The sequence below is a fragment of the Stenotrophomonas sp. BR163 genome (assembly GCF_047520985.2).
GTDB lineage: Bacteria > Pseudomonadota > Gammaproteobacteria > Xanthomonadales > Xanthomonadaceae > Stenotrophomonas > Stenotrophomonas sepilia.
On the sequence record NZ_JAXBRE020000022.1, the window covers coordinates 34,397 to 54,956 of the forward strand.

At 64.0% G+C, this 20,560-nt stretch carries 17 protein-coding genes and 2 pseudogenes; 10 read left to right on the plus strand and 9 right to left on the minus strand.

What is annotated here, in order from left to right:
* Positions 1 to 490 precede the first annotated feature (490 nt).
* From ACM0PY_RS21200 to ACM0PY_RS16320, 8 genes and pseudogenes are all read left to right on the plus strand, one after another.
* A complete protein-coding gene (locus ACM0PY_RS21200; RefSeq protein WP_180884113.1) occupies positions 491 to 1,189 on the plus strand; it encodes an MBL fold metallo-hydrolase in 699 nt (232 codons plus the stop codon).
* Entirely contained in the window at positions 1,186 to 2,064 is an 879-nt protein-coding gene (locus ACM0PY_RS16290) for an SLOG cluster 4 domain-containing protein (protein WP_180884114.1), read from the plus strand. The genes ACM0PY_RS21200 and ACM0PY_RS16290 overlap by 4 nt, the downstream gene beginning before the upstream one ends.
* Positions 2,057 to 2,356 (plus strand): phosphoribosyltransferase family protein, encoded by a 300-nt coding sequence (locus ACM0PY_RS16295; protein WP_414609394.1) that lies wholly within the window; start codon positions 2,057 to 2,059, stop codon positions 2,354 to 2,356. Before ACM0PY_RS16290 ends, ACM0PY_RS16295 begins: the two co-directional genes overlap by 8 nt.
* 2 nt (positions 2,357 to 2,358) lie before the next feature.
* A pseudogene (locus tag ACM0PY_RS16300) lies at positions 2,359 to 2,670 on the plus strand (deaminase); the annotation flags it as partial.
* A 39-nt stretch (positions 2,671 to 2,709) separates the two neighbouring features.
* Positions 2,710 to 3,567 carry a methyltransferase domain-containing protein gene (locus ACM0PY_RS16305; protein ID WP_495493278.1) on the plus strand — a complete coding sequence of 286 codons (858 nt, stop codon included), beginning with the start codon at positions 2,710 to 2,712 and terminating at the stop codon, positions 3,565 to 3,567.
* A 1,014-nt stretch (positions 3,568 to 4,581) separates the two neighbouring features.
* On the plus strand, positions 4,582 to 5,790 hold the full coding sequence (locus tag ACM0PY_RS16310; RefSeq protein ID WP_134972406.1) for an MFS transporter: 1,209 nt from the start codon (positions 4,582 to 4,584) through the stop codon (positions 5,788 to 5,790).
* Positions 5,745 to 5,894 (plus strand): annotated as a pseudogene (locus ACM0PY_RS16315) (alpha/beta hydrolase); the annotation flags it as partial. The gene ACM0PY_RS16310 and the pseudogene ACM0PY_RS16315, both read left to right, overlap by 46 nt.
* Before the next feature lie 82 nt (positions 5,895 to 5,976).
* Complete coding sequence (locus ACM0PY_RS16320) at positions 5,977 to 6,915, plus strand: alpha/beta hydrolase (protein WP_180884119.1); 939 nt, start codon at positions 5,977 to 5,979, stop codon at positions 6,913 to 6,915.
* Positions 6,916 to 6,952: 37 nt separating this feature from the next.
* Here ACM0PY_RS16320 and ACM0PY_RS16325 read toward each other — a convergent pair whose 3' ends face one another.
* Together ACM0PY_RS16325 and ACM0PY_RS16330 are read right to left on the minus strand one after the other, a co-directional pair.
* The gene (locus tag ACM0PY_RS16325; RefSeq protein ID WP_061480336.1) at positions 6,953 to 7,378 is read right to left on the minus strand and encodes a response regulator; all 426 of its coding nucleotides are present in this window, start codon (positions 7,376 to 7,378) and stop codon (positions 6,953 to 6,955) included.
* 94 nt (positions 7,379 to 7,472) lie between these two features.
* Entirely contained in the window at positions 7,473 to 8,240 is a 768-nt protein-coding gene (locus ACM0PY_RS16330) for a CPBP family intramembrane glutamic endopeptidase (RefSeq protein ID WP_134972408.1), read from the minus strand.
* Between the two features lie 150 nt (positions 8,241 to 8,390).
* Between ACM0PY_RS16330 and ACM0PY_RS16335 the strand changes: the two genes are divergently transcribed.
* The gene (locus ACM0PY_RS16335) at positions 8,391 to 8,711 is read left to right on the plus strand and encodes a TFIIB-type zinc ribbon-containing protein (RefSeq protein ID WP_061480338.1); all 321 of its coding nucleotides are present in this window, start codon (positions 8,391 to 8,393) and stop codon (positions 8,709 to 8,711) included.
* Between the two features lie 87 nt (positions 8,712 to 8,798).
* Here the strand turns inward: ACM0PY_RS16335 and ACM0PY_RS16340 are convergent, their stop codons facing one another.
* The 6 genes from ACM0PY_RS16340 to ACM0PY_RS16365 form a co-directional block, all read right to left on the minus strand.
* Entirely contained in the window at positions 8,799 to 9,311 is a 513-nt protein-coding gene (locus tag ACM0PY_RS16340) for a GNAT family N-acetyltransferase (RefSeq protein ID WP_134972409.1), read from the minus strand.
* 81 nt (positions 9,312 to 9,392) lie between these two features.
* The gene (locus tag ACM0PY_RS16345; protein ID WP_180884121.1) at positions 9,393 to 10,403 is read right to left on the minus strand and encodes a copper resistance protein B; all 1,011 of its coding nucleotides are present in this window, start codon (positions 10,401 to 10,403) and stop codon (positions 9,393 to 9,395) included.
* The gene (locus ACM0PY_RS16350) at positions 10,400 to 12,211 is read right to left on the minus strand and encodes a copper resistance system multicopper oxidase (RefSeq protein ID WP_180884122.1); all 1,812 of its coding nucleotides are present in this window, start codon (positions 12,209 to 12,211) and stop codon (positions 10,400 to 10,402) included. Before ACM0PY_RS16350 ends, ACM0PY_RS16345 begins: the two co-directional genes overlap by 4 nt.
* A gap of 75 nt (positions 12,212 to 12,286) precedes the next feature.
* Complete coding sequence (locus ACM0PY_RS16355; protein ID WP_180884124.1) at positions 12,287 to 12,670, minus strand: CopL family metal-binding regulatory protein; 384 nt, start codon at positions 12,668 to 12,670, stop codon at positions 12,287 to 12,289.
* 93 nt (positions 12,671 to 12,763) lie between these two features.
* Complete coding sequence (gene recQ / locus ACM0PY_RS16360) at positions 12,764 to 14,569, minus strand: DNA helicase RecQ (RefSeq protein ID WP_180884125.1); 1,806 nt, start codon at positions 14,567 to 14,569, stop codon at positions 12,764 to 12,766.
* 637 nt (positions 14,570 to 15,206) lie between these two features.
* A complete protein-coding gene (locus tag ACM0PY_RS16365) occupies positions 15,207 to 15,755 on the minus strand; it encodes a Dps family protein (protein WP_006439098.1) in 549 nt (182 codons plus the stop codon).
* 86 nt (positions 15,756 to 15,841) lie between these two features.
* Between ACM0PY_RS16365 and hrpA the strand changes: the two genes are divergently transcribed.
* Positions 15,842 to 19,924 (plus strand): ATP-dependent RNA helicase HrpA, encoded by a 4,083-nt coding sequence (gene hrpA, locus ACM0PY_RS16370; RefSeq protein WP_180884127.1) that lies wholly within the window; start codon positions 15,842 to 15,844, stop codon positions 19,922 to 19,924.
* 75 nt (positions 19,925 to 19,999) lie between these two features.
* Here hrpA and ACM0PY_RS16375 read toward each other — a convergent pair whose 3' ends face one another.
* A complete protein-coding gene (locus ACM0PY_RS16375) occupies positions 20,000 to 20,524 on the minus strand; it encodes a hypothetical protein (RefSeq protein ID WP_134972529.1) in 525 nt (174 codons plus the stop codon).
* Positions 20,525 to 20,560: the final 36 nt, after the last annotated feature.

Here is a 20,560-nt window from a genome sequence, read left to right on the forward strand (position 1 = left end):
GAACGACACATGCTTCTAAAGTGCCGCATTTGGCCTGTTCTTACAGAAAGGGGGGATAGATGGTGCGGGCATTTGTGTGCATACCTCAGGCCGTATGTACGTGCGGAGGACTACTGCAGTCGGATAGCGACCGGCCCATCCTCAAAATCAAACCTACGCACCGCTTGGCTCAATCCACATCCATCCGACATTGCCGGGCGACACCGGGTCAATTGCGAAAGTTGATCCCTTTTTTGAGAATAATCTGAAAAGTTCAGGGGCGACCCCTCGGTCCCGCAAGCTGTGCTAGCTTCATCGCCCTCACGACATGGAACGAGGTGCAGTCAGTCGCTATGAGTTCTCTTGCGCTTATGGATAATGTTGGAACGCAGTCTCACTTCCCGCTACGCGTAACTGTATACAAGGTGCTCGCGGGAGATCTGATACATGTGCAGACGCCGAATCAAGAGAGTCTCCTTATTGATTGCGGTTTTCACCATGGAAAGCCATTTTGGAAGATGTTCTGGGGCAGAAGTGTCGTCTAGATGTCATTGTTGTCACTCATCAGCATCTCGATCACTTCGCAACCCTTGCGAGCTTTGTCTCATCGTCGGAGGTGCGGCCGCGGATCTATCATTCTGGAGTGTCGTATCCCCCTGGCTACACCCCCTCTGTTTCGCTAAGCACATGTCCTCACTACGGTGGCTTGGAAGCTCCTCTTTGGCAGCAATATTCAACCTACATACGCGGTACGGATCGTTGGACGGTGATTGATGGCCTGTGCGGTGTAAAGGTGTCGAATCTCTTGCCGTCTGAACAGTTTCAAGTGAAGTCGGATGGCGAGTACCATTCGCTCAATCGATCAGCGACACCCGTCCTTATTGAATATGCCGGACATCGCATTATGATCGGTAGCGACGCTGAAGCTGATCAACTGATAAGCGCGATCGAGCAGAATGGCGTCACTGCCGCCCTATACATCGCGAGCTCACATGGACGACCGACACACAATGACGCCTCTGCGCTGCAGGCATTGAGCCCAACCTTTATTTGTCTCACGGATTCTTTCGAAGGATCTGACTTCACTGAACACTATCGTAAGGCCGTTCCTGGCGTCGACGTCAGGAGCGTCAACATCGACGGGAGTCAGTGTTATTCGTTCTGGAGCGATGGTCGTGTGGAACGGGAGTCCGTGGGGGTGTGTGGATGACGAGTCAAGTCGCAGTGCTAGGAGTCAGTTCATTTCAGGGCGATAGCGAGCTACTGGCTCGCTCAGTACTTGAAGATGTTGTACGGATCGCGAAACATCATCGATCTACTCTGCTGACTGGCACCGGCGGAGGCGTGTCTACTCTGCTGGCAAAAGTGGCGGCCCAGGGCGATGTCCCAGTAGTCGGCATCTCTCCTGCCACAGATGCCAGATCGCATATCGACCTCACCGGCGAAGATCCGTCTCTCTATGCAACGATGATCTATACCGGGATGGGATACAAAGGACGAAATGTTACGCTGGTTAGATCCGCAGACGTCGTCGTAGCGGTCGGAGGGCAAACTGGCACGCTCAATGAGCTAACGATCGCTTGGGATGAAGGCAAGCGTATCGCCATAGGTCAAGATGGCGACGCACTGGGCTGTGCCCCCACGATTTTCAGGGATCTGGTGCCGCGCGTTAGCAGGAAGGCGCGTAATGCCGAGCTTTTTGATGCACCAAGTGTGGCAGCCGCACTTGATGCTGCCTTGATCTCCATTGAGACCTTGCCGAGGCTTGCACCGGCTATGGAATGCTCAATTGAGGATCTGTTCCGCCAGGCTGGTGCGATCAGCGAAGGTCATTTCGCGATCAAGTCTGGTCATCACACGGTCGAGTTTTGGGAGAAGGCTCGATTGCTGGCAATGCCCGATCTCGTCGCTGAGATTGCCCGCCGTATGGCGTCGATAGTTAAAGAAACCGGCGCAGAAGTTCTAATTGGCCCTCCGATTGGCGGAGCTATCCTCGCTCATGCGGTAGGCCTACATTGCGAACTCCCCGCTCTGTTCTTCGATAAGGGGCCGGAGGGCGAGATGATGGTCTTGCGCGGTGTATAGCTTGAAGAAGGGCGCAAGAGCTTTGATCGTCGACGACATCGTGTCAGTGGGAGGTACGATCGCATCAGCTGAAGAAGCCATTGAATCGCTTGGACTTCAGAGCGTGGGCTCTCTAGTGATTGTTGACCGACGTGGCGGATCACCCCAGGGATCCCTGGCGAAGCTAAGGCATCCGTTACGGGCGCTCTTGGTGAAGGACACTCCTCGCAACGAATCACCTGATGATTGTTCAGCGTGTAAGCAGGGAGTGCGATTCGAAGTGCATAAGGAACGGCTAGCCTTGGCCGACTGACGATGGAAGTCCCAAGTGATGAGCGATGGATGCGTTGCGCACTACTGGCAGGTCGACGTGCGCAGGGAATTTCCTATCCAAACCCGCCCGTTGGAGCCGCATTGGTCCACGAGGAAAAATTACTCGCCGTAGGTTGGACTCAAGCTCCTGGTCACGAACACGCTGAAGCCATGTGCTTTAGGCAGCAAGCAGCGGTCCCACCCAATAGCACACTGTACGTCACCCTGGAGCCGTGCAGCCATGTAGGAAGAACGGGGCGATGCACGGACCTGGTTATAAACGCTGGGATCGCCCGGGTGGTCGTGGGCCTTGAGGATCCGAACCCGTTGGTTGCAGGAACCGGAGTTTCCCGATTGCGCGCCGCTGGGATAGATGTGGCCGTGGGCGTTCTAGCGAGCAGGCTCAGGGAAGATCTGGCGGAATACTTGTATCGGGTAGGAGAAGGTCTAACTAGTGGCTTTCTTCAGCAGTCGCGCCAACGCTGGGATGATGCAGCACGGTCCTGGGAGCAGCATAGAGCCGGAAATCGCTGGACCGAAGAGCTAATTTACAGACAAAGCCTGAGAGAGCAGCTTGGCAACGTAAGCGGACTAAGGATCCTGGACTTCGGTGCCGGGAGTGGCGAACTCTCGGAGTTCCTGCATGAGAATGGCGCGATAGTGACGTATGTCGATCATTCCGCACAAATGCGGGAAATTGCGAGGCACAAGACGAATGGGGTCCTTGCGGCATATTGCTTAATCGAAGATCTGGAAGGTTCGGCTCGGTCGCCACTGTTCGACGTTGTTGTCGCCAATATGGTGCTTCATGACGTTGAAGATCTTGGTGGAACGCTAGGCTGGCTCGCGAGTCGACTGGAGGTGGGAGGGCGTTTGTTCGTGACTATATTGCATCCTTGCTTCAAGCCCCCAGTGCACGGATGGGGCGCGCTGAGTGAGTCGAGCGTCCGGTACATGATCGATCGATACGGCAATATAGGTTTGAATCTTACGGCGGCTTCCGGCGGCGGCCCCTCGGGCATTCCCACGCTCAACATTCATCGCCGGTTGTCTGACTATCTGACTGCTCTCTTGGCTGTCGGTCTCGTACTCGAGTCCGTCTTCGAGCCCGATGGTCGTTGGCACCCAGATTATTTTTCGAGTCCGTTGGCATTGGCTGATGATTGGTTTAGGCGCGCTCCTGTCTTGGGATTTTTGGCTCACAAGACCTAATGCTAGCCACTGCGATCAATTTCCAAGTTCATAATGATAGAGAGCTTAGACGAAGCGAGCGAGTGCTTGGCAACCGTATTGCGGAGTACGACTCAGTCAGCATGTTCTCTATTGAATTGGTGGAGGTCTGTAAGCGCTACCTTTCTGAACGAGCGAATGAGCTAGGTGGAATTGCGCGGGCGGGAAAGCTGCACCAACTCACCCAATCCTACCTGTCAATACTGCGCCCCATCCCGTTGCCGTTTGCTGGTCGGCTTAGGAACATCGCTGACCTTCACCTAGTGCTTAGTGGTTCGGGTAGCATTCGTGAGTTGCAAGCCACCGTTTGGCGAACCATATGTTTTGTCCTTTTCCCGGATCTCATAGCAGGAGGAGCTCGGTCAAAGGCTGCCAGGGCCGCACGAAACGCCGGGCTGGACGTCGACTTTTGTCTGGAGTTGATCGAACACGCAAAATCGAAGCTACAAAGGTCGCAGCTCCTCTCTCACCGGGAGGTTCTCTGTCCGCCCGCAGACCCGATCAAGTTCTGGCAATCCGACACTAGGATCCGCCCTCCCGACCTAGGCCGATCCAGCCGGTGCTGGAGCGGACATCGCCGTACCGATTTTCTGCGCGAAGGTGGCGCGTTCAGTGGTGTCGAGATTGCACTGAGAAGCCCTCGCGGCGAAGAATATGTTCCTTGGCTGGACGGAGCTCGTCTGGTGTGTATACGGTCGAACTCGGTATTTGCTAAGGCTGCGGCAGCTTTGCAAGAGCCTGTGATAACCGGCCCCTCAAACACGGCGGCGGATATGATGAAGTTTGCCCGTATTCTCGGTGCCGATGGCGACCCTCGGCTCACGCCTGCTGCCATTGCCTACTTGCTTCCGACTGGATCACATTCGCTCTTCGAAGTTCTATTTGGATTGAAGATGGGTGCTGCTTTCCCTGATGTCCACGAGCTGGCCTATTGGCGAGGTCAGGCACTAGGTGGAGATCCCTATAACAATCATTCCGATTAAACGATAATCTGCTATGCATTCACGTTTAGCGCCAGCCTACGTGGCGGTGTTCTTGGATCATGTCGCCTTTGGTTTGGCTGCACCCACGATTCCCATTGCGTTGAATGAAATTTCAGGTGATGCATCTTCTAGTGCCGTACTAATCGGGATATCGGTATCGGTGTTCGCGCTCGCTCAACTCATTGCTTCGCCTCTTGCTGGATGGTGCTCTGATCGCCTAGGTCGCAAACGGCTGTTGGTCGTGGGGAGTGTGTTGCTCAGTAGCGGGTTTATCGTCATGGCTGCTGCGCAAACTGCTTCTTCCTTGATCATTGGTCGACTAATCTGCGGGATTGGAGCAGCAAATGCTGGGGTAGCTTCTGCTTATGTGGCGGACTGGACCGCGCCGGAAGAGCGGGCGCGCGCGTACGGCTGGTTGGGCGCGGCTTTCGGCTCTGCCTATGTTGTTGCCCCAGCTGTAGGCGGCCTCCTGGGGGATATTAGTTGGCGCCTGCCTCTTGCGGTTGGCGCGCTCGTCGCCATGCTGAATGCTTTGGCTTGCAGATTGTTTTTGACGAATCCTGCACCGTCGCTTACCGCGAGCCTCGCGGATTTGGTGGAGCCGGGGATTGCCGCTAGAGTCCAATGGCGACGATTGATGTTCATCACATTCTTGTCATCATTAGCGAACACTGTTTATCCGACAGCCCTTGCGTTACTTGTCATGAGTCGGTATCAGTGGAGTGTTAAAGACATTGGTGCGCTATTGGCTGCTGTTGGGTTTTGCACACTGATAGTGCAGGTTGCTGTCTATCAAAGGGCCGCGAGAAGGTTTAGGCCAAGTTTCATGCTGGTTGTCGGTTTAACGTGTGGCATTGTAGGATTCGTTGTTTACGCTTTGGCGCCCACATCAGGATGGTTCTACGCAGGGGTTCCAATCATGGCGTTATCTGCATTTGGCCCGCCTGCGTTGCAATCGATGCTCGCAGACGCAGCGGCCGCGCGTGACGCTGGCCGTACGCAGGGTATTTATATGGCGACTTCGGCAGCGGCTAATCTGGCTGGACCTGCGACCTTTTCCCTGTTATTAGCGGGGCAGCTTCGAGGTGGCACATCCCTCGATTACATCGCCTATCCCTTTCTGGCATCTGCACTTATTCTCGTAGTCGCTTTGATCCTTTCGCTTAAAGGATTGAACGACCGGCCGAGTTGCTGCACCAAGCCTCGCCGTCGCCGCTGGTGAAGTACCTGCCACTGCCGGAGGAAACGCACGCGACCCTCTATCACCCGGCCGCAATGCAGGCGCTGCGCACGCTGTTCCCGGCACCACCGCCGGCCTCGCCCTGACCGCACTGGCACCGGGCTGCACGCCATGCAAGGATGCGGCAGCGGTGCCATGCGGTGCGCCGCCCGCAATGGGAGAGTGTGGATGCAGCGTGTGCGTGGATGGAGTATGGCGGCCTGCTTGGCCATGAGTGGCTGTGCGATGTCGGTGGCGCCACCGGCAACGCAGAATGAAGCGAAGGAAAGCGCGGCCACCGCTGCGCCGGGCGTGGTGCTGCCGGATACCGAAGCGGTGCGCGTGCACGATCCGGTGGGCCGCGATTATCCGATCTGGGTAGCACTGCCGGCTGACTACGCGGCGCATCCGGAGAAGCGCTATCCGGTGCTGTACGTGACCGATGCGCTGTACAGCTTCCCGCTGGTGCGCAGCGTGCGCAACATGGTGGGGCAGAAGGGCGTGAACCTGGAGGATTTCATCCTGGTCGGGCTACCGCCGCAGGAGGGCCTGACGTCCAAGCAGAGCCGCTCGCGCGATTACACGCCCAGCGACCCGGCGCGCACCGATCCGCGTGATTACAGCGACGACGTCAGCTACGGAGGCGCGGCGCACTACCGCGATTTCCTCGCTGAGCAGGTACTGCCGATGATCGATGCGCGCTACCGCACCGATCCGGCGCGGCGCGCCTATGCCGGTCATTCCTATGGTGGCTTGTTCGGTGCCTATGTGCTGACCACGCGCCCGGACATGTTTCACAGCTACATCCTGTCAAGCCCGTCGCTGTGGTTCGACAACCATCGGGTGCCGCGCATGCAGGCCGGGGCCAAGGCGCCCACGCAGCCGACCACGGTGGTGCTGTCGGTGGGCAGCTTCGAAACGGTAAAGCCGGAGCCGCGCTATTTCACCCGCAACGACATGCTGCGCCACAACGCCGAATTCGCCGAGCAGCTGCGCGCCAGCGGGCGCTCGTTGACGGTGGACAACATGGTGATCGATGACGAGGATCACTTCACCGTGTATCCGGACATGATCACCCGCGCGCTGCTGAAGGTGTTCCCGGGTACCGGACCGTACAGCAGCGGTTGATTGCAGGTTCAATCCACGCCATGCGTGAATGATTGCCTCAGGCCGCGCTGGCCTGCGGCGGCGGCATCAACGTGGCATCCGCTGCATGGCGGAAGCACAGGCGGATGGCATCGAGCAGCTCGCTCATGCTGTACGGCTTGGGCAGGAAGTGGATGCCGGCGCGCAGCTGCGGCAGCACATGATGCTGGTCCATGCCGGAGGTGACCAGGATCGGCAGCTGCGGCAGATGCTCGCGCACGCGGTTGGCGGTTTCGATGCCGCTGATCCCGCCCAGGCAGACGTCGGTGAACAGCAGGTCGAACGGCTCGCCGGCGTTGAGCAGGCCCAGCGCGGCCTCGGCACTGCTGACAGCGGTGACCTGGCAGGCCTGGCTTTCCAGGGCGAGGCGGCTGAGTTCCTGGGTTTCCTCGGCGTCCTCGATCAGCAGGACGCGCGGTTCCACAAAGCGCTTGGACAGCAACATGACGCGGCAACTCCGGACAACAGGGGGAGCAAAAGGCGCGCAAGTATGCGCAAGCCGGGGGTGATCCCGGCGTGCACGCCAGGCTAAGTGGGCGTTACAGCCGATGCTGCTGCCGGCGGCGTACCTGCCAGGCCAGCACCGCCAGCGCCAGCAGCGCGGTGCCGATACGCAGGCTGGTGGCCTGCCAGCCCAGCGCGACGGCGTCGTTGAGGCTGAACGCGTTCCACGCCATGTTCATCGATACATGCAGCACCAGGCCGCACCACAGGGTGTCGCCGTCCAGATGGTCGAGCCAAGCGAAGATGAAGCCGCCCAGTGCGATGACCGCGCCGACGAACAGGGCAGTGCCGCCGCCGTCGAAGCCGCCGAAGCCCAGCCAGTGCACCCAACCGAACAGCAGCGCCTGCGGCAGCGCAAGCAGGGACCACGGGCCACGCATGAGCTTCACCAGCAGCACGAAGCCGAGGCCGCGGAACAGCACTTCCTCGGCCAGTGGGAACAGCACGGCGAGCATCGTTGCATCCAGGGGGGGCAGTGCGGTGTTGGGCGTGCCCAGCAGCGCCAGGCCCAGCCAGCAGGGCAGGCTGGCCAGCAGCACCCACATCGGGCCGCGCCAGCCGTTGCCGCGCAGCCCCAGGCTGGCCATCAGGCCTACCCCATTGGGGCGCAGCAGTGCGGCCAGTAGCAGTGCCAGCAGCACGGCCAGTGCGTTGTCCAGCAGGCTGCCGCCGTAGGGCATGGGCAAGGCGGGAATCGGCGCGCCTGCGGCCGCAGCGACATCGCGCAGATTGAGGCCCAGGCCGACGCCGAGGAGCACCAGCAGCAGGCGCGCCGCGTTGGGCAGGCGGGACAGGACGGTCATGCACGCACTCCCTGCGGAACCAGCGTGCAGTGTGGAAGGCGGCCGGGGACGCTGGCACGCGCCGGAAGTCCCTGTGCCATCGGTCATGTGTTGCCGCACAGTCATCCGTGGGCAGGTAGAGTCGTTGCCAGACCTTCAGGAGCCATGCCCATGCTGTGCCCCGTGTGCAAGACCCAGACCCTGCAGATGGCCGAGCGCCATGGCATCGAGATCGATTACTGCCCCGGTTGCCGTGGCGTGTGGCTGGACCGTGGCGAGCTGGACAAGATCATCGAACGTGCCGGCGCCGGTGCTGCGGTGCCGCCGCCCGCCCCTGTGCAGGCACAGCCGGCCGCTGCGCCGCCGCCGGTGATGCATCGCGATACCCGCCACCTGGGCCAGCGCTACGAGGACAACCGGGGCCAGCAGTACGGCCATGGGTACAAGAAAAAGAAGAAGGACAGCTTCCTGTCGGAGTTGTTCGACTTCTAGGCGCTTCGCTTTTGTAGAGTCGAGCCATGCTCGACTGGCTGTTGCCAAAGCAGTCGAGCATGGCTCGACTCTACATGTGCAGCATGGTCACCGCCGGCGCAGGATGAACTCGCGGTCGCGCGTATCCCCGACGATGAAGTCGTACTCGCCGACCTTGCTGCAGCCGTAGCGCGCGTAGAAGCGCTGCGCGCCGAAGTTCTCCTCCCAGACGCCCACCCACAGGGTGCGGCGCTGCGGCTGGTCCAGCCAAGCCATGAACGCGTCCATCAGGCGCGCGCCGTGGCCGCCGTTCTGGTAGTCGGCCAGGATGTAGAAGCGCTTCAGTTCGATGTCGCCCTCGCGGGCCTCGGCATGCGGCAGGGTGTTGGCACCGGCAGCCAGGTAGCCGACCACGTTGTTGCCGTCCATCAGCAGCCAGATCGCGCTGCGCGGGTCGGACAGTTCGGCGCGCTGCGGTTCGCTGCTGTAGTGCGCCTGCAGGAAATCCTGCAGCTCCTGCGCCGGATACGAGTCGCCCCAGGTTTCGTTGTAGGTGGTGATGGCGATGGCCGACAGCGCGTCGACATCGGCAAGGGTGGCGCGGCGGATCTGCAGCGACATGGCGGAGCCTGCATTGGAACGTGGCGCAGTGTAGCCGGCCCCGGCGTTTGCCGGGGCTGGCGGTTGCTCACAATCCGCTGATCAGAACCACATGCGAACGCCGGCCACCCAACGCGTGTCGCGCGCGTGGTCACCGGCGTAGTCGGCGGTGTCGCCAAACGTGCGCTCGTGGCTGATGCCGATGTACGGCGCGAAACGGCGGCTGAACTCATAACGCAGGCGCAGCCCGGCTTCGACCTTGTTCAGTCCGCGACCAATGCCGTACTCCGGTTCATCCTTGGCTGCGATGGTGGCTTCCAGCAGCGGCTGCAGGATCAGGCGGTTGGTCAGCAGCACGTCGTACTCGACCTCGGCCTTGGCCAGCACCTGGCCGCCGGAACCCATGTACAGCGTTGCCGAGCTCTCGAACTTGTACGGTGCAAGGCCCTGGATGCCGATGGCCGCCCAGGTGCGCGAGTCGGCCGGCTGGAAGTCCTGGCGCACGCCGACCAGCACGTCCCACCACGGCGATACGCTGCGACCATACAGTGCTTCCAGTGACGACGATTCCGTGCGGCCGCGGCTGCGTTCGCCATCGGTGCGCAACCACAGGCGGTTGATGTTGCCACCGATCCAGCCGGTGGCCTCCCAGGCCTGGCCGGTGCTGTTCTTGCCGTCCCAGTGTTCGAGGCGATCGATCAGCAGCAGGCTGTTGATCTGCGGTGCATGCTCCATCGCATCGTGCGCGATCGGTGGGAATGCGGCAGCGCGGTCGGCATCGGTGGGAACCGGGATCGGCTCGCGCGGTTCGATCGGTGCGGGCGTGCCGTGACCCATCGCCTCGTGGTCCATCTGTGAATGGTCCATCTTCGAGTGGTCCATCGTGGAGTGGTCCATCGTGGAGTGGTCCATGCCGGCGTGATCCGCCGCACCCATGTCCATCTTCGAATGATCCATCTTCGAATGATCGACCAGTTCGGCCGGCGCGTTGGCGGTCTTTGCGGGCGGATCTATCGCGCCCATGTCATGGCCAGCATGCGACTGCGCGAACACCGGCAGTGCGGCGGCCAGGCCCAGGGCCAGCAGGCTGGGGGAAAGCAGTGAGCGGCTCATTCTTCGATCCTCACTTCGCGCATCATGCCCGCTTCCATGTGGTACAGCAGATGGCAGTGGTAGGCCCAGCGACCGAGCGCATCGGCGCGCACGCGGTAGCTGCGGCGGGTGCCGGGCGGCATGTCGATGGTGTGCTTGCGCAGCTGGAATTTGCCCTGCGCGTCCTCCAGATCGCTCCACACGCCGTGCAGGTGGATCGGGTGCTGCATCATGGTGTCGTTGACCAATACGATGCGCATGCGCTCGCCGTAGTTCAGTCGCAGCGGCTCGGCGCTGGCGAACGGAATGCCATCGAATGACCAGGAGAACTTCTCCATGTGGCCGGTCAGGTGCAGCTCGATCTCGCGGCTCGGCTCGCGGCCATCGGGGTCCTCGAACAGGCTGCGCATCGCGCCGTAGGTCAACACTTGGCGGCCGTTGTCGCGCAGGCCGATCCCGGGATCGTCCAGCTTTGGTTCGGTGGCCGAGCTCTGCATGTCCACCAGCGGGTTGTTGCGTTCGCTGGCCGGGTGCTTCGGTGCCCTGCTGGCGGTATCGCTACCGCCGTGCGCACCGTGGCCCATGCTGGCGCCGCAGCCGCCTTCCATGCCCTTCATCGCGGCCATGTCGTGGCCACCATGGCCACCACTACCCATGTCGTGTCCCATGTCGCTCATCGTCAGCAACGGGCGTGGGTCGCGCGCGGGAACCGGTGCCTGCAGGCCATGGCGGACTGCCAGCGTTCCGGCGGCAAAGCCGGTACGGCCCATGTCCTGGCAGAAGATGGTGAACGCGTCCTGCCCGGTCGGTTCCACCAGCACGTCGTAGGTTTCGGCCGGCGCGATGCGGAACTCGTCGATGCTGACCGGATGGATGTACTGGCCGTCGGCGGCGACCACGGTCATCTTCAGGCCGGGAATGCGCACGTCGAAGTAGGTCATCGAGGCGCCGTTGATGAAGCGCAGCAGTACTTTCTCGCCGCTGCGGAACAGCCCGGTCCAGTTGCCGGCCGGCGCGGTGCCATTCATCAGGTAGGTGTAGGTGTGCGCATTGATGTCGGAGATGTCGGTGGGCGTCATCCGCATCCGCCCCCACATGCCACGGTCGGACAACGCGGCCGACCAACCGTCGCGCTTCACGTCACGCAGGAAGTCGGGCAGGGTGCGCTTGTAGTAGTTGTCATGCTCGGCGAGCTTCTTCATGCGCCGGAACAGCGCGCCGGGGTCCATGTCGGTCCAGTCGGACAGCAGGATCACGTGCTCGCGGTCGTGCTGGTAGGGCGCCGGCTCGGCCGGGTCGATGATCAGCGCGCCGTACAGGCCGGCCTGCTCCTGGAACATCGAGTGGCTGTGGTACCAGTAGGTACCCGACTGCTTCAGTTCGAAGTGGTAGTGGTAGGTCTCACCGGGGCCGATGCCATTGAAGCTCAGGCCGGGCACGCCGTCCATGTTGGCCGGCAGCAGGATGCCGTGCCAATGGATCGAGGTCGGGTGGCGGTCCAGCGTGTTGCGCACGAACAGGTCCACGGTCTGGCCTTCGCGCCAGCGCAGGATGGGTGCCGGCAGCGATCCATTGACGGTGATCGCCGGACGGGTGCGGCCAGTGAAGTTGGCCAGCGATTCGCCGATGGCCAGTTCGATGCGGGTGTCGCTGAGCACGGCGGGGGCGCCGGCCAGGCGTGGGGCGGCAGTGGCGGCGGCGAGCGCGCGCTGCGGCACGCCGACAGCGGCGATGCCGGCAACCACGCCACCGGCGGCCAGGCCCTGCACGAACAGGCGGCGCGACGGCATGGGCACAGCGCCCGGACCGCGGGGGATGCGGGTATTCATGGTGGTGACTCCAGACACGTAAAGACGCCGGCAGGCGGCCGGCTGCGGTGCGCAGGGCGCACGGTGCGTGTGGAATCAGCCGATGGGAGGGCGTGAGATCGGCGGCAGCGGCGGCGCGGGCCGGCCGGTGGCCGGCATCGGCTGCGGGGCCAGCGACAGTGCCGGTCCGGCAATGAACGGCAACGGCTGCACCACCAGCAGCGGGTGCTGGGCGCAGCTGCGCACGCAGTCCTTGATCTGGCAGTGGGCGTCGTGGGCCGGGGCCTTGGCCTGCGGGGCCGGGTCGGCCTGCATGCCGGCGTGGTGGTGGCAGTCGACGGTGCCGCCATCAGCAGCGGCGGCCACGGCGTGGGCCATCCGCCCCATTTCTTCGTGACCACGGGCCATGGCCGCGTTCAGCCCGTTGAGCAACAGGCTGAGCATGAGCACGACGCGGAGCAGGGTCGAGGCCAGGGACATGGCGCTAATTTAGCCGCAAGCGGGTGCGGATGCACTTCCGGCTGAATGGCCGGTTCAAGGTTGGAGCCGCACCAATGTAGAGCCGAGCCCGGCTTACCCCTCTTCGCGCACGATCTCGACCAGGCGCGGGCCATAGCGGCTCAGCTTGGTACCGCCGATGCCGCCGACCCGGGCCAGTTCATCCAGGCTGGTCGGGCGCCGCTCGGCGATGTTGCGCAGCGTGCTGTCGTGGAAGATCACGAACGCCGGTACGTTCTGTTCCCGGGCCAGTTCGGCGCGCAGGCCGCGCAGCGCGTTGAACAGGGCCAGGTCCTGCGGCAGTACCGACAGGCCGGTGCGCTGCGCGCTGCGCTCGCGTCCGCTGCTGCTGCTGGCCGGGTCGCGGCGCATGCTGATCTGGCGGCGGCCGGTCAACACGTCGCGGCTGGCATCGGTCAGGCGCAGGCCACCGTGACCCTCGCTGTCCACTTCCAGCAGGCTGGCCGCGACCAGCTGGCGGAACACGCTGCGCCAGGTGCGTGCATCGAGGTCGCGGCCGATGGCATAAGTGCTCAGCTTGTCGTGGCCCTGCTGCCTCACCTTCTCGTTCTCGCTGCCGCGCAGGATGTCGATCAGGTGGCCGACACCGAAGCGCTGGCCGCTGCGGTAGACGCAGCTCAGCGCCTTCTGTGCCGGTATGGTCGCGTCCCACGAGGCCGGTGGCGTCAGGCAGTTGTCGCAGTTGCCGCACGGCTGGGGGTAGGTCTCGCCGAAGCCGGCCAGCAGCACCTGGCGGCGGCACTGCATCGATTCGCAGTAGCCCAGCAGATGGTCGAGCTTGGCCCGCTCCAGCTGCTTGCGCTCTTCGCCCGCCTCGGACTGCTCGATCATCTGCTTGAGCAGTACCACATCACCCAGGCCGTAGCACAGCCAGGCCTCGGCGGCTTCGCCATCGCGGCCTGCGCGTCCGGTTTCCTGGTAGTAGCCCTCCATCGACTTGGGCAGGTCGGTATGCGCGACGAAGCGCACGTCCGGCTTGTCGATGCCCATGCCGAAGGCGATGGTGGCACACATCACGATGCCGTCCTCGCGCAGGAAGCGGCGCTGATTGCTGGCGCGCACTTCCGGCGGCAGGCCGGCGTGGTAAGGCAGAGCGTTGAAGCCCTGGCCGCAGAGGAATTCAGCGGTCTCCTCGACCTTGCGCCGCGACATGCAGTAGACGATGCCGGCCTCGCCACGGTGGCCGCGCAGGAAGTCGGTCAGCTGCTTGCGGGCGTTGTCCTTCTGCACCACGGTGTAGCGGATGTTGGGGCGGTCGAAGGAACTGACAAAATGGCGCGCTTCCTGCAGATCGAGGCGCTCGGCGATCTCGCGCTGGGTCGGCGGATCAGCGGTGGCGGTCAGCGCGATCCGCGGGATCTGCGGCCAACGCTCGTGCAGCACGGTCAACTGGCGATATTCGGGGCGGAAGTCATGGCCCCACTGCGACACGCAGTGTGCTTCGTCGATGGCGAACAGGGCGATCTGGCTGCGCGACAGCAGCGACAGGAAACGCCCGGTCAGCAGCCGCTCAGGGGCGACATACAGCATGTCCAGTTCGCCGGCGAGCAGCTCGCGCTCGACGCGGCCGGCGGTCTCGGCATCCAGGGTTGAATTCAGGTACTCGGCGCGCACGCCGAGCTGGCGCAGGGCTTCGACCTGGTCCTGCATCAGTGCGATCAGCGGCGAGATGACGATGCCGCAACCGTCACGCAGCAGGGCCGGGACCTGGTAGCACAGCGATTTGCCGCCGCCGGTGGGCATCAGCACCAGGGCGTCGTGACCGGCAGCCACATGCTCCACGATGTCCTGCTGCGGACCACGGAAATCGTCGTAACCAAAGACGCGTTGAAGCAGGTCGTGCGCGGGACGGGAAGCCATCGCGCTAGTTTACCCCGGCGGGGGAGTCGGCAGGGCTGCGCCCTGCACCTGCAGAAGCCTTCAAGCCAGAGCAACGTCAAAGGCAACAGCCGGCTCTGGGGTGTCTGCTGGTTGGGCGGGGCGGTGTGGGCTTGCAGGACACGCCGTAAATCCCCAGACCGGCCCAGCCGCTGGCGGCTGTGCGTTCGGGCGCTTGCGAAGCAGTGCTTCGCAAGCAAAGCGCCCTCACCCCTGGGGGCTCGATGGCGCCATCCATGGCGCCAACGGTCCTGCAAGCCCACACCGCCCCGCCTTCGACGGTTTCCCGGTCACGGAGGGTCCATCCACGCCATGCGTGGATGAAAACAGTCAGATATCGACAAACAAGATGGGGTCAGATCCGTTCTCCTGCGGAAAACGGATCTGACCCCAATGGCTTTGCTGGCAGATCGCGGAAAACTGTCGAAGGCGGGGTGGGTCCGGTTGCGGGGGCGTGAGCCGCATGGATGCGGCGACCGAGCCTACATGGACGTATTCACGGCGTCCCCCGCAACTGGACCCGCCCCGCCAACCCACGGATAGCCCGCTTTTGACGTTGACGTTGACGTTGCAGTTGCCTCTGCGGGTGCAGGGCGCAGCCCTGCCGCCCCCCCAACCCTTACTGCAGCAGGGAACGCAGCATCCAGGCGTACTTCTCGTGGGTCTGCAGGCGCTGGGTCATCAGATCCTCGGTCGGGGCGTCGTCCCCTTTGGCCGCCACGTCCAGGACTTCACGCGCCGTACGGCATACCGCTTCGTTGGCGACCACCAACTGGCGTACCATTTCACGCCAGTCCGCACTGTCGGTCAGGCCCGGTTCCTCGGCGATCGAGGTCAGCGCAGCGAATTCCCGGTAGGAGCCCGGGGCATTGAAGCCCAGCGCGCGGATGCGCTCGGCCACGTCGTCCAGTGCCGCCCACTGCTCGGTGTACTGCGTCTCGAACATGGTGTGCAGCGAGTTGAACATCGACCCGGTCACGTTCCAGTGGAAGTTGTGCGTCTTCAGGTAGAGCGTGAACGCGTCGGCCTGGAAGCGCGACAGACCGTCGGCGATCTTCTTGCGGTCGCCCTGGGTGATCCCGATATCGATGTTCGGCGCCGACGGTGCCGCCGCTGCAAGCTTCTGCTTGCCGGTCTTGGCCTTGGTCGTGCTCTTGGTCTTCGCCATGGGGTTCCTCCTTGTGGAATCGTTGGCCTTCACAATAAACCGGTCGTGATGACTGGTCGCTTTCAAAGTTTTGAACGAACCGATTGATGAACTCTATCGATAAAAATCCATCGCCCCGCCTGCGCCAACAGCGCGCCGCCATCGACGGCGCCATGAGCCGCGACCGGGGCCGTTTGCTGGGAATGCTCTCGCGTTGCCAGGCCAAGCCGCAGGATGCGGCACTGGCCGCTACTTTCGAGCAGGCCTTGCAGGCGTCGGTGCAGCGCCGGCAGGTGCGGGCGCAACAGCAGCCGTCCATTACTCTGGACCCGCAGCTGCCGATTGCGCGTGAAGCCGACGCGATCATCAAACTGATCCGCGACCACCAGGTGGTGGTGATCGCCGGTGAAACCGGTTCGGGCAAGACCACCCAGCTGCCGAAACTGTGCCTGGCCGCAGGCCGTGGCCAGGCCGGCATGATCGGCTGCACCCAGCCGCGACGGATCGCCGCACGTGCGGTGGCCAGCCGCGTGGCGCAGGAACTGCAGAGCGAACTGGGCCAGCTGGTGGGCTACCAGGTACGCTTCAATGACAAGGTCAGCGACGACAGCCGCATCAAGTTCATGACCGACGGCATCCTGCTGGCGGAGATCGCCAGCGACCGCTGGTTGTCGAACTACGACACGATCATCGTCGACGAGGCACACGAACGCAGCCTCAACATCGACTTCCTGCTGGGCTACCTGAAGCAGCTGCTGCGCAAGCGCCCGGACCTGAAGCTGATCGTCACTTCGGCCACCATCGACACCGAACGCTTCGCCCAGCATTTCGACAATGCGCCGGTGATCAGCGTCGAAGGCCGTACCTACCCGGTGGAAGTGCGCTACCGGGCGCTGGAAGGCGAGGGCGAAGACCAGGGCGAGCGCACCGTCAATGACGCCATCGTGTCGGCCATCGACGAGATCACCCGCCTGGACGCACGCGGCGACGTGCTGATCTTCCTGCCGGGCGAGCGCGAGATCCGCGATGCGCACCAGTCGCTGGAACGGCGCAAGTACCGCAATACCGAGGTGCTGCCGCTGTACGCGCGCCTGTCCAACCAGGACCAGGACCGGGTGTTCAACCCCGGGCCGAACCGGCGCATCGTGCTGGCCACCAACGTGGCCGAGACCTCTTTGACGGTGCCACGCATCCGCTACGTGGTCGATCCGGGCTTCGCCCGCGTCAAGCGCTACAGCCCGCGCAACAAGCTGGATCGCCTGCACATCGAGCCGATCTCGCAGGCCAGCGCCAACCAGCGCAAGGGTCGCTGCGGCCGTATCGCCGAAGGCATCTGCTACCGCCTGTACGCCGAGGCGGATTTCCAGGCGCGGCCGGAGTTCACCGATCCGGAAATCCGCCGCTCCAGCCTGGCCGGCGTGATCCTGCGCATGCTGCAGTTGGGCCTGGGCCGCATCGAGGAGTTCCCGTTCCTGGAGGCACCGGACGAGCGCGCGGTGGCCGATGGCTGGCAGCAGCTGACCGAGCTGGGCGCGATCGATGCCGAGCGGCGCATGACCACCATCGGCAAGCAGATGGCGCGCCTGCCGGTGGACGTGAAGCTGGCGCGCATGCTGGTCGCCGCGCAGGCCGCCGGCTGCCTGCGGCCGATGCTGGTGATTGCCTCGTTCCTGGGCATCCAGGACCCGCGCGAACGCCCGCCGGAAGCGCGCGGTGCGGCCGACAGCGCGCATGCGCAGTTCGCCGATGGCCGCTCCGAGTTCGTCGGCGTGCTGCGCCTGTGGGATGCCTACCGGCAGGCCCACGAAGACCTGACCCAGTCCAAGCTGCGCGACTGGTGTGGCCGTCATTTCCTCGGCTTCCTGCGCATGCGCGAGTGGCGCGAGCTGCATCGCCAGCTGCGGCTGCTGTGCGAGGAACTGGGCTGGAAGGAAGAGGCCAGCGAGGCGTCGATGGCACCGTTGCTGGCCGGCAGCAGTGCGCCGGCACCGGCGCGTGATGACGCGGCCGCAGTAAAGGCCACCCGCGGCCAGTTGCATCGTGCCGCGCGCCTGGCCCGCGAAGGCAAGGCCGAGGCCGCACCGGCACCGGCGGCCGCGCGCGCGCAGAAGGAACAGGCGCCCGTCGGCGGCGGCTTCAGCGAACGTGTACGCGCTGCTGCCTACCAGACCCTGCACCGGGCACTGGTGGCGGGCCTGCCGACGCAGATCGGCCACCGCACCGAGAAGGGCGATTTCCAGGCACCACGCCAGCGCCGCTTCCTGCCGTTCCCCGGTTCGGCGCTGGCCAAGCGGCCACCGCCGTGGCTGCTGGTGGCCAACCTGCTGGATACGCAGAAGGTATGGGGCATGACCCTGGCCGCGATCGAGCCGGACTGGGTGATCGCCGAACTGCCGCACCTGCTGCTGCGCAAGCACTTCGACCCGCACTGGTCGCGCGCGCAGGGCCAGGTGCTGGCGTCCGAGCAGATCAGCCTGTTCGGCCTGGTGCTGGCACCGAAGAAACCGGTCCATTACGGCCGCATCGCGCCGGGCGAGGCGCATGACATCTTCGTGCGCCAGGCACTGGTGACCGGCGAGATCAATACCCGCGCCAGTTTCGTCGCCGACAACCAGAAAGTGCTGGAGGTCGCGCGCGAGGAAGAAGCCAAGCTGCGCCGCGCCGGCATCGTTGCCGACGAAGACTGGCAGGCACGCTGGTACCTGGACCGGGTGCCGCCGCAGATCCACTCGGCGGCGGGACTGGATAGCTGGTGGAAAGGGCTGGCGCCGGAACAGCGCAAGGCGCTGCACTGGTCGTTGGCAGACCTGTTGCCCGGTGAGGGCAGCGAACAGGAGCGCTATCCGAAGTACCTGGCGCTGGGCCAGGCGCGCTTGCCGCTGCACTACCGCTTCGAACCGGGGGCCGACGACGATGGCGTCACCCTGGACGTGCCACTGCACCTGCTCAACGCGTTGGACCCGGTGCAGCTGGGCTGGCTGGCGCCGGGCTTTGTCGCCGACAAGGCCTCGGCACTGATCCGCAGCCTGCCCAAGGCGATGCGCCGCAACTACGTGCCGGCGCCGGACTTCGGTCGCGCGTTCTACGAGGCCTTCCCGCAGCCCAGCGCCGATGCCATCACCGGCGAGCTGGCGCGTTTCCTGTCACGTGCGACCGGCGCGACGGTGACCGCACTGGATTTCGAGCCGGGTTCGATCGAGCCACACCTGCACATGAACCTGCGGCTGCGCGACGAACAGGGCAAGGTGCTGGCCACCTCGCGTGATCTGGAAGCGCTGCGCGCGAAATTCGGTGGCCGTGCTGGCGATGCCTTCGCCGCGCGTGCCGGGCGCGAGATGGCGGCTGACGGCCTGCGCACGTTCCCGGCCACGCCGATTCCGCTGCAGGTACCCGGTGAAGCCGGCGTGCCGGCCTATCCGGCGCTGCTGGACGAGGGCGACAGCGTGGCGCTGCGCATCTTCGCCGATCGCCAGCAGGCGCAGGACGCCCATCCGCTGGGCGTGCGCCGCCTGCTGGAGATCGCCCTGGCCGACAAGGTGAAGCAGGCACGCAAGCAGTTGCCGGTCGGTGCCAAGACCGGCCTGTTGTATGCCGCGATCGAATCGCAGGAGCGCCTGCGTGGTGACCTGGTCGATGCAGCGATGAACGCGGTGCTGGCCGAGGGCCTGGAAAACATCCGTGATGCGGCGGCCTTCGAGCAGCGTCGCGAACACGCCGCCAAGGCCCTGTTTGGCGAGGCGATGTCGCGGCTGAAGCTGGCCGAATCCATCCTGGCGCTGGTGGCGGAGCTGAAGCCGATGCTGGAAGCGCCGTTGATGGGCTGGGCGCGCGGCAACCTGGACGACATGGAAGCGCAGCTGGCCGGGCTGATCCACCCCGGCTTCCTGCGCGACACGCCGGCCGACGCGCTGGCGCAGTACCCGCGTTACCTGAAGGCGATGATCCTGCGCACCGAACGTGCCAAGCGTGATCCGCCGCGCGACCAGGCGCGCATGCTGGAACTGCATCCGTTCCTGGAAGCACTGGCGGCGGGCGAGCAGCAGGGCCTGCGTGATCGCCCGCAATGGCAGGCGCTGCGCTGGGATCTGGAAGAACTGCGGGTATCGCTGTTCGCGCAGGAGCTGGGTGCACGCACCGGTATCTCGGCGAAGAAGCTGGCGCAGCGCGCGGCTGCATTGCGCCAGGCCTGAGCGCGCCCCCGGTTGCCCCCTCGGGCGACCGGGGCCGGCCGGGCAGGGAGCCGGCACAGCCGGAATGCCCGGACGTTACTTGGTGCGGCGAACCTTCGGCTGCACGTTTACCCCGTCCACCTTCATATACCAGGCGCCCATCACCCCTGGGCGCATGCTGACGCGCGGGGCGTCCTTGCGGCCACCGGAATAGTGCGTGGCGTCTATCTGCTCCCACTCCTGGCCGTTCTGCAGCACGTAGCGGCGGCCCTGGCCGAATCCACGGAATTCACCCTGCAGGTTGCTTTCGATCGGTTCGCTGCTGCCGAAGTCCAGGAAGCCGCGGTTCTTCTTGATCACTTCCTGGCGGCCTTCTTCGCGCGCTGCGGCGACGGCCTGGTTGGTGGCCGCCTCGACCTTGCCCTGCAGCCAGCGGTTGAGCGTGGCCAGTTCACCGGCACTGAGCTTGTCCAGCCCGGCGGCCTTGAACTCGGAGGGCGACATCTGCTGCTGCAGGTCGCCCTCCACCACGCGCTGGGCCAGCGCAGGCGCGGACAGGGACAGCAGCACGGCGGCACAGGCCAGCAGCCGTGGACGGACGCGCGGGGCAATCGAAGGCATGGCGGGTCTCTCCTGGGTGTGTGGGCGAGTGTAGCG

Coding starts and splice junctions, on each gene's coding strand:
- ACM0PY_RS16290 (WP_180884114.1), top strand. CDS start 1,186: ATGACGAGTCAAGTCGCAGTGCTAGGAGTCAGTTCATTTCAGGGCGAT.
- ACM0PY_RS16310 (WP_134972406.1), top strand. CDS start 4,582: ATGCATTCACGTTTAGCGCCAGCCTACGTGGCGGTGTTCTTGGATCAT.
- ACM0PY_RS16320 (WP_180884119.1), top strand. CDS start 5,977: ATGCAGCGTGTGCGTGGATGGAGTATGGCGGCCTGCTTGGCCATGAGT.
- ACM0PY_RS16325 (WP_061480336.1), bottom strand. CDS start 7,378: ATGTTGCTGTCCAAGCGCTTTGTGGAACCGCGCGTCCTGCTGATCGAG.
- ACM0PY_RS16330 (WP_134972408.1), bottom strand. CDS start 8,240: ATGACCGTCCTGTCCCGCCTGCCCAACGCGGCGCGCCTGCTGCTGGTG.
- ACM0PY_RS16335 (WP_061480338.1), top strand. CDS start 8,391: ATGCTGTGCCCCGTGTGCAAGACCCAGACCCTGCAGATGGCCGAGCGC.
- ACM0PY_RS16340 (WP_134972409.1), bottom strand. CDS start 9,311: ATGTCGCTGCAGATCCGCCGCGCCACCCTTGCCGATGTCGACGCGCTG.
- ACM0PY_RS16345 (WP_180884121.1), bottom strand. CDS start 10,403: ATGAGCCGCTCACTGCTTTCCCCCAGCCTGCTGGCCCTGGGCCTGGCC.
- ACM0PY_RS16350 (WP_180884122.1), bottom strand. CDS start 12,211: ATGAATACCCGCATCCCCCGCGGTCCGGGCGCTGTGCCCATGCCGTCG.
- ACM0PY_RS16355 (WP_180884124.1), bottom strand. CDS start 12,670: ATGTCCCTGGCCTCGACCCTGCTCCGCGTCGTGCTCATGCTCAGCCTG.
- recQ (WP_180884125.1), bottom strand. CDS start 14,569: ATGGCTTCCCGTCCCGCGCACGACCTGCTTCAACGCGTCTTTGGTTAC.
- ACM0PY_RS16365 (WP_006439098.1), bottom strand. CDS start 15,755: ATGGCGAAGACCAAGAGCACGACCAAGGCCAAGACCGGCAAGCAGAAG.
- hrpA (WP_180884127.1), top strand. CDS start 15,842: ATGAACTCTATCGATAAAAATCCATCGCCCCGCCTGCGCCAACAGCGC.
- ACM0PY_RS16375 (WP_134972529.1), bottom strand. CDS start 20,524: ATGCCTTCGATTGCCCCGCGCGTCCGTCCACGGCTGCTGGCCTGTGCC.